The 15,268-nt window shown below is 72.1% G+C and carries 13 protein-coding genes, 1 pseudogene and 1 riboswitch; of the genes and pseudogenes, 8 read left to right on the top strand and 6 right to left on the bottom strand.

Annotated elements, in window-relative coordinates; translation table 11 throughout:
* Nucleotides 1-177: 177 nt before the first annotated feature.
* Nucleotides 178-1,947, top strand: a complete 1,770-nt coding sequence (locus RLT59_RS13890; RefSeq protein ID WP_311303703.1) for a peptidase — start codon at nt 178-180, stop codon at nt 1,945-1,947.
* 343 nt (nt 1,948-2,290) lie between these two features.
* Here RLT59_RS13890 and RLT59_RS13885 read toward each other — a convergent pair whose 3' ends face one another.
* Nucleotides 2,291-2,593 carry a chorismate mutase gene (locus tag RLT59_RS13885; RefSeq protein ID WP_311303702.1) on the bottom strand — a complete coding sequence of 101 codons (303 nt, stop codon included), beginning with the start codon at nt 2,591-2,593 and terminating at the stop codon, nt 2,291-2,293.
* Between the two features lie 317 nt (nt 2,594-2,910).
* On the opposite strand from RLT59_RS13885, the gene guaA reads away from it, so the two are divergent.
* The 4 genes from guaA (at nt 2,911) to RLT59_RS13865 (ending at nt 7,494) form a co-directional block, all read left to right on the top strand.
* Nucleotides 2,911-4,497: a glutamine-hydrolyzing GMP synthase gene (gene guaA / locus RLT59_RS13880; RefSeq protein WP_311303701.1), complete on the top strand. Its 1,587-nt coding sequence runs from the start codon at nt 2,911-2,913 to the stop codon at nt 4,495-4,497.
* 174 nt (nt 4,498-4,671) lie between these two features.
* Entirely contained in the window at nt 4,672-5,442 is a 771-nt protein-coding gene (locus tag RLT59_RS13875) for a class II aldolase/adducin family protein (RefSeq protein WP_311303700.1), read from the top strand.
* Nucleotides 5,443-5,567: 125 nt separating this feature from the next.
* The gene (locus RLT59_RS13870) at nt 5,568-6,833 is read left to right on the top strand and encodes a hypothetical protein (RefSeq protein WP_311303699.1); all 1,266 of its coding nucleotides are present in this window, start codon (nt 5,568-5,570) and stop codon (nt 6,831-6,833) included.
* Between the two features lie 154 nt (nt 6,834-6,987).
* Nucleotides 6,988-7,494 (top strand): DoxX family membrane protein, encoded by a 507-nt coding sequence (locus RLT59_RS13865; protein ID WP_311303698.1) that lies wholly within the window; start codon nt 6,988-6,990, stop codon nt 7,492-7,494.
* Here RLT59_RS13865 and RLT59_RS13860 read toward each other — a convergent pair.
* Both RLT59_RS13860 and RLT59_RS13855 read right to left on the bottom strand, forming a co-directional pair.
* The gene (locus RLT59_RS13860; RefSeq protein WP_311303697.1) at nt 7,401-7,664 is read right to left on the bottom strand and encodes a hypothetical protein; all 264 of its coding nucleotides are present in this window, start codon (nt 7,662-7,664) and stop codon (nt 7,401-7,403) included. The two genes, RLT59_RS13865 and RLT59_RS13860, sit on opposite strands and share 94 nt — an antisense overlap.
* Entirely contained in the window at nt 7,651-8,982 is a 1,332-nt protein-coding gene (locus tag RLT59_RS13855) for a PspC domain-containing protein (RefSeq protein WP_311303696.1), read from the bottom strand. Before RLT59_RS13855 ends, RLT59_RS13860 begins: the two co-directional genes overlap by 14 nt.
* 198 nt (nt 8,983-9,180) lie before the next feature.
* Here RLT59_RS13855 and RLT59_RS13850 point away from each other — a divergent pair, with 198 nt between their 5' ends.
* Together RLT59_RS13850 and RLT59_RS13845 are read left to right on the top strand one after the other, a co-directional pair.
* Entirely contained in the window at nt 9,181-10,479 is a 1,299-nt protein-coding gene (locus tag RLT59_RS13850) for a PspC domain-containing protein (RefSeq protein WP_311303695.1), read from the top strand.
* Nucleotides 10,463-11,167, top strand: a complete 705-nt coding sequence (locus tag RLT59_RS13845) for a LuxR C-terminal-related transcriptional regulator (protein ID WP_073732601.1) — start codon at nt 10,463-10,465, stop codon at nt 11,165-11,167. The genes RLT59_RS13850 and RLT59_RS13845 overlap by 17 nt, the downstream gene beginning before the upstream one ends.
* Before the next feature lie 37 nt (nt 11,168-11,204).
* Here the strand turns inward: RLT59_RS13845 and RLT59_RS13840 are convergent.
* Nucleotides 11,205-11,968 (bottom strand): annotated as a pseudogene (locus tag RLT59_RS13840) (GNAT family N-acetyltransferase).
* Between the two features lie 42 nt (nt 11,969-12,010).
* Entirely contained in the window at nt 12,011-13,060 is a 1,050-nt protein-coding gene (locus RLT59_RS13835) for a C40 family peptidase (RefSeq protein WP_311303694.1), read from the bottom strand.
* A gap of 357 nt (nt 13,061-13,417) precedes the next feature.
* Between RLT59_RS13835 and RLT59_RS13830 the strand changes: the two genes are divergently transcribed.
* Complete coding sequence (locus RLT59_RS13830) at nt 13,418-13,771, top strand: hypothetical protein (protein WP_311303693.1); 354 nt, start codon at nt 13,418-13,420, stop codon at nt 13,769-13,771.
* Between the two features lie 23 nt (nt 13,772-13,794).
* Here RLT59_RS13830 and RLT59_RS13825 read toward each other — a convergent pair whose 3' ends face one another.
* A complete protein-coding gene (locus RLT59_RS13825; protein WP_311303692.1) occupies nt 13,795-14,985 on the bottom strand; it encodes a C40 family peptidase in 1,191 nt (396 codons plus the stop codon).
* Nucleotides 14,984-15,149, bottom strand: a riboswitch (cyclic di-AMP (ydaO/yuaA leader). (Overlaps the previous gene by 2 nt.)
* Nucleotides 15,150-15,268: the final 119 nt, after the last annotated feature.

Raw genomic sequence — 15,268 nt, 5'->3', positions numbered from 1 at the left:
AAGGCATCCCGATGGTTGTCCCGAAGTTCACGAAATCCTTATGTGACGTCGGTCACCCCTCGCGATGTGCTCGATCCGTGATCTGGAGCCGCGCAACTATTCACCCGGGCCCGGGGTCGTACCCACGTCGCCGCAAAGGCGATCACTCAGCTCCTCACGACCCGGAGAGCCCGCGATATGAGAAGCACGACCCCGAGAGCCGCTCTGCGCAGGGCCGCGGGAGGATTCGCCGCCGCCGGTCTGCTGGCCGCCGGAGCCCTCACCCTGACCGCTCCGGCGCAGGCCGCCGCCCCCGAGTTCACGCTCGGCGGCCCGGCGGAGACCGCGCTGCACCCGTACCCGGCGACGGGCAAGCCGCAGAAGGCCTCACTCGACTTCACGGTCAACAACCCCTCGGAGGACGAGGAGAACGGCGCCTTCCAGGGCGAGTACACCGTCCGCTTCGACCTCAGCGGGATCAAGGGCGTCGCGGACGTGGCCTTCGGCAAGGAGGGCGGCGCCGACTGCACCGTGACCGGGGCGAGCGCGGTCTGCCACGACTGGGGCATCCTCCCCGGCCAGAGGACCCTCGCGGAGCTCGACGTCACCGCGGCCAAGGGCAGCCGGAACGGCGACACGGGCGCCATCGAGGTCACCGCGGAGGCGGACGGGGCCACGTTCACCTCGTTCACCGCCCGGATCGGCATCGGCGGCCCCGACCTGTCGATGGAGCGGCTGCCGTTCAGGACGGAGCTGAAGACCGGCGACACCCAGCCGGTGCCCGTCACCTTCACGAACAACGGCACCCGCGCGGCCGACGGCGTGCTGCTCACCCTGCGGTACACGCGCGGCATGGAGTTCACCGAGCGGTATCAGAACTGCGAGTACAGCGAGTCCGACGAGGGCATGGGCAGCCCCGGCGCCTGGACCACCGCCCTGTGCTCCTTCGACGGCAGCTACGAGCCCGGCGTCGCCTACACGCTGGCCGAGCCGCCCGCCATCAGGGCCACGAAGCGCGCCTTCTACGACTCCTTCCTCTACCGCATCGAGGAGGACGGCTCCGCCGCCCGCGCCGCGCAGCGCGCCGGTGCGAAGTACAGCCCCGGACAGGGCGCCACGCTGGCCCTGCGCAAGGCCCCGGCGGCCCTGGCCGCCGACCTGGACCCGAGCGACAACCAGCAGGACGTCGACTTCCGGACCTCCAACACCGCCGACTTCGCGGCGTACGGTGACCGCGGGAAGGGCGCGGCGGGCGACTCGGTCGAGGTGAAGGTCGGATTCCGTAACCGGGGCCCGGCGTGGATCGGCTACATCCGCTCCGGAGAGGACGTCGCCACGGTCGACGTCACCGTCCCCGAGGGCGCCTCGGTCGTCGCCAAGCCCGAGTCCTGCCGGGGTGTGACGGCCGCCGGGGAGTACCGCGAGAACCAGCCCGCGGCCCCGCGCTACTTCTGCTCCACCCCGATGTCCGTACGCGAGGACGCCGACTTCGCGCTGCCCTTCGAGCTGAAGATCACCAAGGTGGTCGAGGGGGCGTCCGGCAAGGTCGTCGTCCGCAACCCCTTCCTCCAGGACCCGAAGCTGCAGTTCGACCCCGAGCCCGCCAACAACACCGCCTCGCTGGTCCTGAACGCCAAGGACTCCGGTACGGGCGATTCCGGAGCCACCACCGGCGACGGCGACGGCGGCACGGACTCGGGCGGCACCTCCTCGACGGGCACCACAACGGGCTCCGGTGGTTCCACCGCTTCCACCGCTTCCACGGGTTCCACCGGGGGCTCGGCCGATTCCGGAGCCACCACCGGCTCGGCCGGCTCGTCCTCCTCCGGCAGCACCGGCGGTGACTCCAGTGGCGGCGGTCTCGCCGCGACCGGTTCCGTCGCCCTGATGACCGGCGCCGCGGCTGCGGCCGCCCTGGTCGCGGGCGGGGTCCTCTACACGGTCTCCCGCCGCCGCGCGGCAGCGTAGGCAGAAGAGCGGACACGTAAGACGCGTAAGAACGGACGCGTAAGAACGGCCGGCCCCGGGCGTCCCCGGAGCCGGCCGTTCTTACGAGGATCCGGCCCCTGGGGGCGGACCCTGCGGACCGGGCTGCTGTCCCCTGCCGACCGGTCACACACGCCGGTGCGCGGTCCCACGGCGTACCTGCGGCACGCCACACGCCCCGGCGGAGCCACGCGTGGTTTCCTTCCACCGCCGTGCCTGGCTGGCACGGACACCGGGACCAACGAAGCCGCCGCGGGCCCGGTCACGCGCCGTACGGGTGAGACTCCGCCCGAACTGGGATACGCCACTACAGCCCCGCGGCGGGTCACACGCGGCCGCGGCACAGCTCCAGCAGCGTCATCGCGAGGGAGGTGCCGGGCTTGCCGAGCGCGTCCCGGTACTGGCCGAGGATCTCCATCTCCCGGGAGAGGTTCACCCGGCGGCCCCCGGAGGTGATCCGGGCCTCCTGGATGACCGAGGAGACGGCCATCCGTTCCTGGACGAGACCGATGATCCGGTCGTCCAGGGCGTCGATGCGCGCGCGGGCGTCGCCGATCAGGGACGCGGCCTCCTCGGTGTGCGCGCCGGTCGTCTCCGCGGTGGCGCGGGTGGCTGCGGTGCTGCTCATGGTGGGTCTCCCGGGTAGCTGCGGCTCCCCCGGACCGACCGGGCCCGGAACGCCAGAACGCCCCGGGCCTGTCGGCCCGGGGCGCCTGGAACGTTGCTTGTCAGTTGCTCAAGCAGCACGACCATGGCAGCCGGCGGGCCGGGTGCCATAGGTAAAGACGAAGGTCGTGTGCTGACGCATGGCAGACAGTATGGACCCACTCCCGGCCGGGGTTCGCACCGGGCCCGGATGGTGAGACGGGAGTCCGGCGGGGCGATGGTCCACGGCCGGTAGAATCGGAAGAACCGACCCCCTCTCCACCGCCGGAAGGCCGCCCCGTGCCAGCAGCACCCCCCGCCGCCCCCGACACCACCACCGACGTGGTCCTCGTTGTCGACTTCGGCGCCCAGTACGCCCAGCTCATCGCCCGCCGCGTCCGTGAGGCCCGGGTCTACAGCGAGATCGTGCCGTCCACGATGCCGGTGGCCGAGATGCTGGCCAAGAACCCCCGCGCGATCATCCTGTCCGGCGGACCCTCCTCCGTGTACGCGGAGGGCGCGCCCTCGCTCGACCGCGCGCTGTTCGAGGCCGGGGTCCCCGTCTTCGGCATGTGCTACGGCTTCCAGCTGATGGCCACCACGCTCGGCGGCACCGTCGACGACAACGGCGCCCGCGAGTACGGCCGTACCGCGCTCGCCGTCTCCAAGAGCGGCTCGACGCTCTTCGAGGGCACCCCGGACCAGCAGTCGGTGTGGATGTCGCACGGCGACGCCTGCTCCGCCGCCCCGGAGGGCTTCACCGTCACCGCGTCCACCGACGTCGTGCCGGTCGCAGCCTTCGAGAACGACGAGAAGAGGCTCTACGGCGTCCAGTACCACCCGGAGGTCCTGCACTCCACCCACGGCCAGCAGGTGCTGGAGCACTTCCTGTACCGGGGCGCGGGCATCGAGCCGAACTGGACGACGACCAACGTCGTCGAGGAGCAGATCGCCGCGATCCGCGCCCAGGTCGGCGACAAGCGCGCCATCTGCGGCCTCTCCGGCGGGGTGGACTCCGCGGTGGCCGCGGCGCTCGTGCAGAAGGCCATCGGCTCCCAGCTGACCTGCGTGTACGTCGACCACGGGCTGATGCGCAAGGGCGAGACGGAGCAGGTCGAGAAGGACTTCGTGGCCGCGACCGGCGCGAAGCTGAAGGTCGTCGACGCGGAGAAGCGCTTCCTGGACGCCCTGGCCGGTGTCTCCGACCCGGAGCAGAAGCGGAAGATCATCGGCCGCGAGTTCATCCGCGTCTTCGAGCAGGCCCAGCTGGAGATCCTCCAGGAGGACGGCCCCGAGGTCGCCTTCCTCGTGCAGGGCACCCTCTACCCGGACGTCGTCGAGTCCGGCGGCGGCACCGGTACCGCCAACATCAAGTCCCACCACAACGTGGGCGGCCTCCCCGACGACATCGAGTTCCAGCTCGTCGAGCCGCTGCGCCAGCTGTTCAAGGACGAGGTCCGGATGGTCGGCCGGGAGCTCGGCCTGCCCGAGGAGATCGTCCAGCGCCAGCCCTTCCCGGGCCCCGGCCTCGGCATCCGGATCGTCGGCGACGTCACCAAGGAGCGGCTCGACCTGCTCCGCGAGGCCGACGCCATCGCCCGCGAGGAGCTGACCTCGGCCGGCCTGGACCGCGACATCTGGCAGTGCCCGGTGGTCCTGCTCGCGGACGTCCGCAGCGTCGGCGTCCAGGGCGACGGCCGCACCTACGGCCACCCGATCGTGCTGCGACCGGTCTCCTCCGAGGACGCCATGACGGCGGACTGGTCGCGACTGCCGTACGAGACCCTCGCCAAGATCTCCACCCGCATCACCAACGAGGTGGCCGACGTCAACCGCGTCGTCCTCGACGTGACCAGCAAGCCCCCGGGCACCATCGAGTGGGAGTAGTCCCACCCGCCCGCCCATGACGATGCCGCCGTCCGGTCCTCCGGGCGGCGGCATCGTCGTACCTCTGGCCACCTGCGGCGACCGGCGGTAACTTCCGGATCCCGTACGTCTGATCCTGTACGCCAGAGCCCGTAGGTCCGATCCCTCGCGCCAGGGAGCCCCGGAGGAGCCGTCATGCCAGAGCCCACACCCATACCGGTGGACCAGCTCCACTTCGCGATGCCGCCCGTGCACACCTCCCTCGGAGAGGAACGCGCGCACCGCAAGGAACGCCTGGCCGGGGCGCTGCGCCTGTTCGGTGAGTACGGGTACGAGGACGGCGTCTCCGGGCACATCACGGCACGCGACCCGGAGTTCCCCGACTGCTTCTGGGTCAACCCCTTCGGCGCCCCCTTCGAGGGGCTGCGCCCCGAGGAGCTGATCCTGGTCAACGGGGAGGGGCAGGTCGTCGAGGGCCGCCACCACGTCAACCAGGCCGCGTTCGCCGTCCACGCCCAGGTGCACCGGGCCCGCCCGGACGTCGTCGCCGTCGCGCACACCCACTCCGTGCACGGGCGCGCGCTGGCCGCACTGGGGGAGCTCATCGAGCCGATCACCCAGGAGTCCTGCGCCTTCTACGAGGACCACGCCCTCTACGACGCGTACACGGGGGTCGTCGTGGACGAGGACGAGGGGCGCCGGATCGCCGCCGCGCTCGGCGGCCGCAAGGCGGTCATCCTGCGCAACCACGGGCTGCTGACCGTGGGCGACTCGGTGGACGCGGCGGCCTGGTGGTTCCTCACGCTGGAGCGGTCCTGCCAGGTGCAGCTGGCCGCGCGGGCGGCCGGGAAGCCGGTGCTGATCGAGCACCGGGACGCGCTCACCACCCGGGAGCAGCTCGGCAGCGACCTGGTCGCCTGGATCAACTACCAGCCGCAGTGGCAGCGCATCGCTCGAACGTTCTGACGAAGCCACCCGCCCGATGCGCCCCGATGCGGGAGTACCCCGTCCGGTACGGCACAATTCGCAGCAATCACAGCCGAGTTGGATTGACCGCGGCTGTACCGGGGCGGGAAAGGGCGGCGTTCTCCGTGGCGTTGGACGAGGCACGACAAAGCGCACACGGCGGAGGCTGTACGTGCGGCGACTGCCCGCACGGAGCGCGCGAGGGACACCGGCGCGCGGTGGCCGCCTTCCTGGCCAAGCGGGACGGGCTCGCCGCAGGTCAGGGGCTGCCCGCCGCCGTCGCCCAGTCGCCCTCCGCGACCCGGCAGTGGGTCTCCGACGAGCTGACGCAGTCCGCGCGCGCCGTCGCGGACCGGGGCCGGGAGGCGGGCGACGCCTGGCTGTACCGGGTGTGGCAGCGCACCCTGCTCATCGTGTGGGGCGCCGTCGCCGTACTGGCCCTCGCGGAGGCCGCCACCGCGATCGGTGCGGGCTGGAGCCATGCCCGTACCGCGGGCCTGGTCGCCGGACTCGTCACAGCCGGGCTGCTGACCGGGGCCGCCCACGTCCACCGGGGGCGCGGCGGACTCCTCGCCCCGCTGATCGGTGAGGACAACCGGCTCTCCACCTCCCGGGCGGTCGCCGCGTCCTGGGTGCTGCTCGCGGTCTTCTCCGTGCTCGTCCTGGCGCTCCAGCTTGCGGTCGCCTCCCGCCACGCGCAGCGCGACGCGCTGATCGAGGGCCTGGACCTGGCGCGCGGCGCCGGGGTGGTGACCGTGCTGGCGCTGGTGTGCGCCATCGCCGTGGTGGTCCGGCGGGTGGTGGGCGTACGGGTGCTGTCCGGACGGCTCCAGAAGCTGCGGGCCGACCGGCCGCGCGCCGCCGACCTGCTCACCGACGACGCGGGCCGCGGCGGCTTCACCGATGTGCAGTACGTGCTGGTGTCCACCGTCGCCGTGCTCTTCGCCGGGGTCCGCCTCGCCCGGCGGCCCGAGCAGCTGCCCGATCTGCCCTGGGGCCTGGCCCTGCTGGTGGCCGTCTCGGCGGCGGCGTACTTCGCGGGCAAGTACACGGAGTCCGGCCGGCCCGTGGTGCTTTCGGTCGTCAGGGCCCGGGAGGCGGGCGATCTGGACGCGCCGATCCGTACCGGTGACGACATCGAGATCCGCGGCGCGGGATTCGTGCCGCCCGGCGCCGGGGGCCCGGACCGGCTGGCCCGGATGGTCGTGCGGATCGGCCCGGTCCACGTGCACGTACCGCTGGTCCCGGTCCCGGGCGGCTTCGCCAACCCGACCGACACCGTGCTGACCGTGCCGGTGCCGGTGGAGGTGGAGCCGGGGGTGGTCGAGGTGCAGGTGGTCACGGCGTCCGGCACCGAGTCGAACCGGGTCGAGATCGACGTGACGGACTGAGCCCCGGCAGCCTCCGGAGCCCTCGGGGTCCGGGGAGCCGGCCACCCGGAAGGTCGTAGGGTCTGGTGACGGGTCGAACGGTCCGGCGAGGGTCGAATGGCCCTGTGGGCGGGACCGGGCGGTCCGCCGCAGGGCCGCGGAAGGCGGGGCACCAATGCACTACGGCATGAACGGGCGCGGGCTGGGCGAGCCGAAGAGCCTGCGGGAGCTGGCACGGGAGCACGCCCTGCTGCCGCTGCGGATCTTCCTCGGGGCCACCTTCGTCTACGCCGGGCTCGACAAGCTGACCGACAGCGCCTTCTTCCACACCACCGGCACCGGCTCCATCGGCGAGACGATGAACGCGGTACGGGACTCCGCCGCGATCCCGGCCCTCGTCGACCTCGCGCTGAAGAGCCCGTCCGGCTTCGGCTACGCCATCGCGATCGGTGAACTCCTCGTCGGGCTCGGCACCCTCCTCGGCCTGTGGACCAGGGTCGCCGCGCTCGGCGGTGCGCTGATCTCGCTGAGCCTGTGGCTGACCGTCAGCTGGCAGACCGAGCCGTACTACCTCGGCAACGACCTGATCTATCTCATGGCCTGGCTGCCGCTGCTGCTCGGCGGGGCCACGTCGTTCTCGGTGGACGGCATCCTGCCGCCGCGGCGGCGCCGGATCCGGTAGGCGACCCAGGTGGTCAGCACGGCGATCCAGAGGCCGCCGGCGAACAGCGCGACGAAGAACACCCACGGAACGTGCCAGAGACCGGCGGCGTCCGCCCCGTAACCGGCCGCCAGGCCCATCATCACCAGGCCCGCCACCGCCCGTCCCGGCCGGATCTCATGACGAAGCACGGGTGACCTCCACCTGTCCGATGGCGACTTCCAGATCGAGTTCCACGGTGCCGGCGGGCGGGCCGCCCGGCTCGGGGAACAGCGTCCGGTGCTCGTTCTCCGAGACCCTGATGTCCACGTCGCCCTGCCGTGCTCCGCCGTCGCGCGGCTCGCCCGGCAGCGTGACGTCACCCAGACCGGCCCGCGCGTCCAGCCGCACGGTGACCGCCTTCGGCACGCGCACGACGACCCGGCCCGCACCGACCTCCACCCGGGTCCTGAGCGTGTCGCCCTTCGGCACGGAGACCCGGGTGAGATCCAGGTCCGCCACCCCGGAGCCCACCTCGTAGCGCGGCTGCACCGCCGCGACCGAGGCCGGGCGCCACTCCTCGCGCACCCAGTGCGCGGTGATGTTGGCGGGGAGCGCGGACGCCCCCGCCAGCAGCCCTGCGGTGATCATCGAGAGCAGCACCGTGCCGAAGCCGGTCCGCCCGACGAAGGCGCTCACCAGCATCCCGGCCCCGAACACCGCGAGCGCGGCGGTCAGCCCGATCTGCAGGCTCAGCCCCAGCGGCTGGGAGTCCCAGTTCGCCCGCGCGCCCACCACTCCCGCCAGCACCGCCAGCAGGAGGACGGCCCCGGCGATCGAGGTCGCCTCCGGGTTCTGCCGCGACTTCCTGGGCGTCCGGAACGGGTCGTTGGCCGTCGCCCCGCGCGGCCCGGCCGCCCGGCCGTCCAGCGTGGTGTCCGCAGGCCCCCACAGATAGCCGGGACCCACCGGGCCCGTGGTGCCGTCCTTGATGATCGGATCCCGCCACCAGGACGGGCTGCCGGGGCGCGGCGGCGCCTTCACCTCCGGCGGCGCGTCCGAGACCGCCTGCGCGGCCGCGGGGTGCAGCGGGCCCTGCGGATCGCCCGTCCTGCGGTGCTGCGTCCACACGGAGAAGCCGATCACCGCGAGCGACAGCATCGCGGAGAACGCCAGCGTGCCGCCGTTGCCCAGCATCGACAGGAACAGCCCGCAGCCGACCAGCGCGAACAGCACCGCGATCAGCGACGCCCCCTCGACCCGGCCCGACAGCAGCCGGCGCGCCTCGTTCTCCTCCTCGCCGTCCAGCGGGACCAGCAGCCAGGCGAAGCCGTAGAAGATCAGCCCGAGACCGCCGGTCACGGAGAGCACCCCGAGCACGATCCGGAAGATCACCGGATCGACGTCGCAGTACCGGCCGAGGCCACCGCAGACCCCGGCCACCACTTTCTGCCGCGAGCTGCGCCGCAGCTGCCCGCCGGGCCCGGCGGACGGTACGGCGCCGGGCGGCGCATCCTGGGGAACGGTCATGGCTCCATGGTGACGGGCGCCGGGCACGTCCGGCACCCGCCGCGACCCTGGACGAACCCTGAGATCGTCCCCGCCCGACCCTGAAGGGACCGTTCCGGCCCCCGCGCCCGCACCGCCCCCTTCCCGCCCCGGCTCTCAGGGTCGAATTGGGGGCCGACCCTGATGCCATCGACCGCACACACGTGTGACGATCGGGTCATGCCAGCCGCCACCACCCGAGCCGCCAGCTCCCTCAATCCGGACCCGGAGGAGCCACCGCTGCGCAAGCTGTACCGCAGCGCCGACGGACGGCTGCTCGGCGGCGTCGCACGCGGTCTCGCCGGACACCTCGGGCTGCCGGTCGCCTGGGTGCGGTTCGTCTTCCTCGGACTGTTCTTCGCGGACGGCCTCGGCGCGCTCCTGTACGCCGTGTTCTGGATCGTCGTCCCGCTCGGCGTCGGCGGCGTGGACAGCCCCCGGTCCGTCTTCGAGACCGCCCCCGACGGCAGACGCCGGCTCCGCAAACCCGACCGGGGCCAGGTATTCGCCCTGGTCGCGCTCCTCATCGGCGCCGTGATCTTCGTCGGCAACGTCGACATGGGCAGCAAGGCCGACCGCTACATCTGGCCCACCCTGCTGATCGGCGCCGGTTCCGTCCTGGTCTGGCGGCAGGCCGACAACGCCCGCAGGGCCCGCTGGATGGAGGTCGGCAGCCGCCGCCGGGTCCTGAACCTGGCCCGCGGGCTCGCCGGAGTCGCCCTGGTCGGCCTCGGCCTCGCCGGCTTCATGGTGGTACGCGGCTCCGCCGCCCAGCTCGGCAACGTCCTCACCGCGGCCATCGCCGTGCTCACCGGCATCGCCCTGCTGGCCGGCCCCTACCTCGTCCGGATGACCCAGGACCTCTCGGAGGAACGCCTGATGCGCATCAGGGCCCAGGAGCGCGCCGAGGTGGCCGCCCACGTCCACGACTCCGTCCTGCACACCCTCACCCTGATCCAGCGCAACGCGGAGGACGCGGGCGAGGTGCGCAGACTGGCCCGCGCCCAGGAACGCGAGCTGCGCAACTGGCTGTACAACCCCGAGGGCACCGGCAAGGACGAGGACGAGGAACCCGAGACGCTGGCCGAGGCCGTCAAACGCGCCGCCGCGGAGGTCGAGGACAAGCACGGCGTCCCGCTGGAGGTCGTCGTCGTGGGCGACTGCCCGCTCGACGAGAAGCTGACCGCACAGATGCAGGCCGCGCGCGAGGCGATGGTCAACGCCGCCAAGTACGGTGGCGAGGGCGGCGCCGTACAGGTCTACGCCGAGGTCGAGGGCCGCACGGTCTTCGTCTCGGTACGCGACCGGGGACCGGGATTCGACCTGGACTCCGTACCGGGGGACAGAATGGGCGTACGGGAGTCAATCATCGGCCGGATGCAGCGCAACGGCGGTACCGCCCGGCTGCGTTCGGTGCCCGGCGGGGGCACGGAAGTCGAGTTGGAGATGGAGAGGACGAGCGATGAACGGGACCACTGAGGCGACCGGGGGCCACGCGGACCCGGAGCGCCGGGTACGAGTCGTGCTCGTCGACGACCACCGGATGTTCCGCACCGGCGTACAGGCCGAGATCGGCCGCACCGAGGAGACCGGCGTCGAGGTCGTCGGCGAGGCCGCCGACGTCGACCAGGCGGTCACCGTCATCACGGCGACCCGCCCCGAGGTCGTCCTCCTGGACGTGCACCTGCCGGGCGGCGGCGGCGTCGAGGTGCTGCGCCGCTGCGCCCCGTTCATGGGCGCGGTGGAGAACCCGGTGCGCTTCCTCGCGCTGTCCGTCTCGGACGCCGCGGAGGACGTCATCGGGGTCATCCGGGGCGGCGCCCGCGGCTACGTCACCAAGACCATCACCGGCGCCGACCTGGTCGACTCGGTCTTCCGGGTCCAGGACGGCGACGCGGTGTTCTCGCCCCGGCTGGCCGGTTTCGTGCTCGACGCCTTCGCCTCGACGGACGCGCCGCCGGTCGACGAGGACCTCGACCGGCTGACCCAGCGGGAGCGCGAGGTGCTGCGGCTGATCGCCCGGGGCTACGCGTACAAGGAGATCGCCAAGCAGCTGTTCATCTCGGTGAAGACGGTCGAGTCGCACGTCTCGGCGGTGCTCAGGAAGCTCCAGCTGTCCAACCGGCACGAACTGACCCGCTGGGCGACGGCCCGACGGCTGGTCTGAGCCGGACGGCAGGTCCGAGCCGGACCTGCCGTCCGGCTCAGGCGACTTCCCGTTCCGGATCGAGCGAGATGTTCAGCTTCTCGCCGACCCTGCGGTAGCCGATGGACGCGTAGATCCGTTCCACATCGGCGTCGCCCGGCTCCAGCCACACCACCCGGCAGCCCCGCTCGAACGCGGTCGCCGTGAGACGGGCGGAGAGATCGGCGCCGATGCCCCGGCGGCGGGACTCCGCCGATACCGCGAGCCCGACGAGCTCGCTGAGCCCGTCGACCGGCACCGAGCAGCCGCCCGCGCCCGCCGGGATGCCGTCGAGGGTGGCGAGCGCGGCGACGCCGCCGCGTTGCGCAGCCACTCCGCCTCGCCGCCCTCGGGCTCGCCGGTCCCGCCGTACCCCAGGTGCTGGACGAGCGCGGCCGCGTCGAACTCCGCCGCCGTGACCGGTTCTGCCGTCACCAGACCGTCCACCGGCTTCGGCGGCAGCAGGCCCTCGGGGGCGCAGGCCAGGATCGGGGCCCGGTTCTCGACGGTGAACCCGGCGGCGAGCAGCGCGGGTTCGACCGAGGGCGCCCAGCCGGGCAGGTACTCCAGGCGCGGCATCCGGTCCCGCTCCCGGAACGCCGCTATCAGGGCGTCTAGTTCGCCGGGTGTCGGTTCCGCTCCCTGGTCCGGGATCGCGTAGTTGGCGTACTTCAGAGACCAGTTCACATTGTGGCGCACCGTGAACGGGCCCACCCGGTAGTGGTCCGGGGAGCGGAGGGCGAGCGTACGGGCGTGGGTCTGGACGTCGAAGTCCACGGGCATGTGCGGGTGTCCTTCTGTCCGGTGGGTCGGAAGGACGGGAGCCTATGCCACCCGGGTCGCTCCCGCGAAGGGCATTTCGTCGACCGGCGCGATGCGGACCGGGGCTCCGGGGCGCGGGGCGTGGATCATCCGGCCGTTGCCGATGTAGAGGCCGACATGGCTGACGCCCGAGTAGAAGAACACCAGGTCCCCCGGAGCGAGTTCGGACCTCCCGACCCGCTGACCGGCGTTGATCTGGGTGTACGTGGTCCGGGGCAGCGAGACTCCTGCGGAGCGCCAGGCGGCCTGGGTGAGGCCGGAGCAGTCGAACGAGGAGGGGCCGGTGGCGCCCCAGACGTACGGCTTGCCGAGGGCCCCGTACGCGAAGGCGACGGCGGCCGCCGCGCGGGCGTTCGGAGCCTGCGCCGAGCCGCGCGGGGCGCTGCGGTCGGCGTGGCCCGCGCCTCGGCCGCCGCCGTCGGAGGCGTCGTAGGCGGCGCGCTGGGCGGGGGAGAGGCGGGCCAGCAGTGTGCGGGCCTCCGACAGCTTGGCCCGGACCGTCGCCCTGTGCTTCTGGAGGTCGGCCTGGCGGGCGGTGAGCTCGGCCAGCTGCCCCGCCGCCTCGGAGCGCAGCTGCGCCACGTCCGCCACCTGGCGCCGCACGGCGCGGAGCTCGTCGGCCCGGCCGGACGCGGCCCGCTCCACGTAGGAGGCGCGCTGGAGGTACTGGTCGGGGTCGGAGGAGAGGGCCAGCTGGAGGGACGGATCGAGGCCGCCCGCGCGGTACTGCGCGGCGGCGTACGAGCCCAGCGCCTCGCGCGAGGTGTTGAGCCGCTCGGTCCTGCGGGCGGCCTCGTCGCGCAGCGCGTCGATCGACTTGGCGGTGGCGGCCGCCTTCACCTTCGCGCCGTTGTACTGCTCGGTGGCGACCTCCGCCTCCCGGTACAGCCTGTCCACCTCGGCCTTGACCTGGGCGGCGGTGGGCGTCGGCTCTGCGTGCGCGGATCCCGGCAGTGCGGCAGCGGTCGCGGCCCCGGCGAGGGCGAGGGTCGCTGCGGTGCGGGCAGCAGAGCCGGTGTACGGGCGCTGCTTTGGTTTCCGGTGCGCGGCCACGAGGGCGGTGGTCCTTCCTGTCGACTGCCCGCCGGGGCCTACCGGCGGACCCGCCCGGTCCGGCGGCGGGTCACCAACAGGGGGAGCGGCCCGCCGCCGGATCTCTCGGCGGGGCGACCGGGCGGCGCCGTCCGGGTGCGGAGCGGCGGTGATCCGGTCACCTGGTAGGGACGCTAAACCCGGGGCACGGGGAAGAGTCGTAATGACGCTTATTGCCCGAATTTGGCGGTGCGTTGTTTCTGAATGACAGGAAAAATTGCACCAGAGCCAGGCAATTGGTGCATTCATCATTCAAGCGGCCAGTAAGTAGCACCTCACTGCGGAGGCCTGCTAAGGGCAGGGCTAGGGTGCGGAACCATGCGTGTACTCATCGATGTCTTCGTCGCTCTTCACATCATCGGAATCGCCGCCCTGCTGGGAGGTTTCCTCACGCAGATGAAGGCGATGAGCGCGGGGACGGCCCGGTTCGTACCGGGGATGCTGCACGGCGCGCTGACCATGCTGGTCACCGGAATCGCCCTGGTCGGGCTCGACCAGGCCGACGACCACCCCGTGAACAACGTCAAGATCGGCATCAAGCTGCTGATCCTCGTCGTCATCCTCGGGCTGGTCTACGTCAAGCGGGACGAGGAGAAGGTCGAGAAGGGCCTCTTCGCGGCGGTGGGCGGACTGACGGTGGTCAACATCTTCATCGCCACGCTCTGGACCTGAGCGCCCGCCGCGGCGACGACGGTCTAACCGGGGCGCACGCTCCCGTAGATCGGCATGTAGTAGATCGACTCCTCGCGCACATTGGCCCCCGGCTTCGGCGCGTGGATCATCATGCCGTCGCCCTTGTAGATCCCGACGTGGCTGATGTCGTTGTAGAAGAAGACCAGGTCCCCGGGCTGAAGGTCCTCCGTGGCGATCCGGGTGCCGACGTTCACCTGGTCCCAGGTGGTCCGGGGAATGGTGACGCCCGCGGCCTTCCAGGCCGCCTGGGTCAGCCCCGAGCAGTCGTACGAGGACGGGCCGGTCGCCCCCCAGACGTACGGCTTGCCGATCTGGGCCCTGGCGAACGCGAGGACCTTCTCGGCCTTCGTCGTCGCGCTGCTGTCCGAACCGGAACCGGTGCCCGTGCCGGAACCGGTGCCGGAACCGGTGTCCGAACCCGTGCCCGTACCGGAGCCCGTGCCGCTGCCGCCGGCCTCCTTGGCCTTGCGGTCGGCCTCCGCCTTGGCGGCCGCCTGCTTCTTCGCCAGCTCCTTGGCCTTGCGCGCGGCCTCGGCCTTCTTCTTCTCCTCCAGCTCGGCCAGCCGCGCCTTCTCCTGCGCGGTCAGCTTCGACAGCAGCGTGCGCGCCTCGGTCAGCTTGTTCTGCACGTTCTGCTTGCTGGTGCGCAGCTTGGTCTGCGACGCGGTGAGCGTCTCCAGGCTCGTCACCGCCTCCGCCCGCTTCTTCGACGCCTCCGCCTGCTTCGTACGGAAGTCCGTGACGGCCTGCTGCTGGTTGGCGGCCATCCGGTTCATCAGGTGGGTCTGGTCGAAGAACGACTGCGGGTCGTTGGCCAGGAAGAAGGTGGCGGTCGGCGCGAGCGCGCCGTCGCGGTACTGGGCGGCCGCGTAGTTCCCGAGCGTGCGGCGGGCGTCGTTCAGCTTGTCGGCGCGCTTGGCGATGTCGTCCAGCAGCCCGTCCACCTTGGCGCGCTGCGCGGCGGACGCCTCTTTCGCCTCGTCGTAGTGCTGGGTCGCGGTGCCCGCCTGCCGGTAGAGGTCGTCGACCTTCTTCTGGACGTCCTCGATGCTGGGCTTCGGGGCCGGGGCCGCCAGCGCGCTCTGCGTGGACAGCAGGGTCACGGAGGCCAGAGCCGCCGTCGTGAACCCGATGGCGGGGGTGGTGCTGCGCACCCGGAGGCGCGGTTTCCGATGCGATGCCAAGACCGGCATTTCCTTCCGTGGACCGCCTACCGGGTTAGCTGTCGGGTTCGGGCGGAACGGAAGGCTGCCCTACGGTCCTGGTGGGGGGTTGCGGACCGATTCACCCCGGTGCTGCGTGTGGGTCCCCGGTTCCGGACCCCGTACGGGCGGCCCGGATTCGGCGTGGACGCCCGCTCGGCGTGGTTCGCCTCTGGGGGTACGGCCGTCCGAACGAGCACGCTAGCCAACTCATGGTGTCGCTGTGAAGGTTGATGTTCGATATGCCCGATACATTTTCGTGACCTTGCGGAAC

The sequence above is a fragment of the Streptomyces sp. ITFR-6 genome (assembly GCF_031844725.1).
GTDB lineage: Bacteria > Actinomycetota > Actinomycetes > Streptomycetales > Streptomycetaceae > Streptomyces.
The sequence above is the reverse complement of the archived record's forward strand: the minus strand, read 5'-3'. Positions and strand labels throughout refer to the sequence as shown.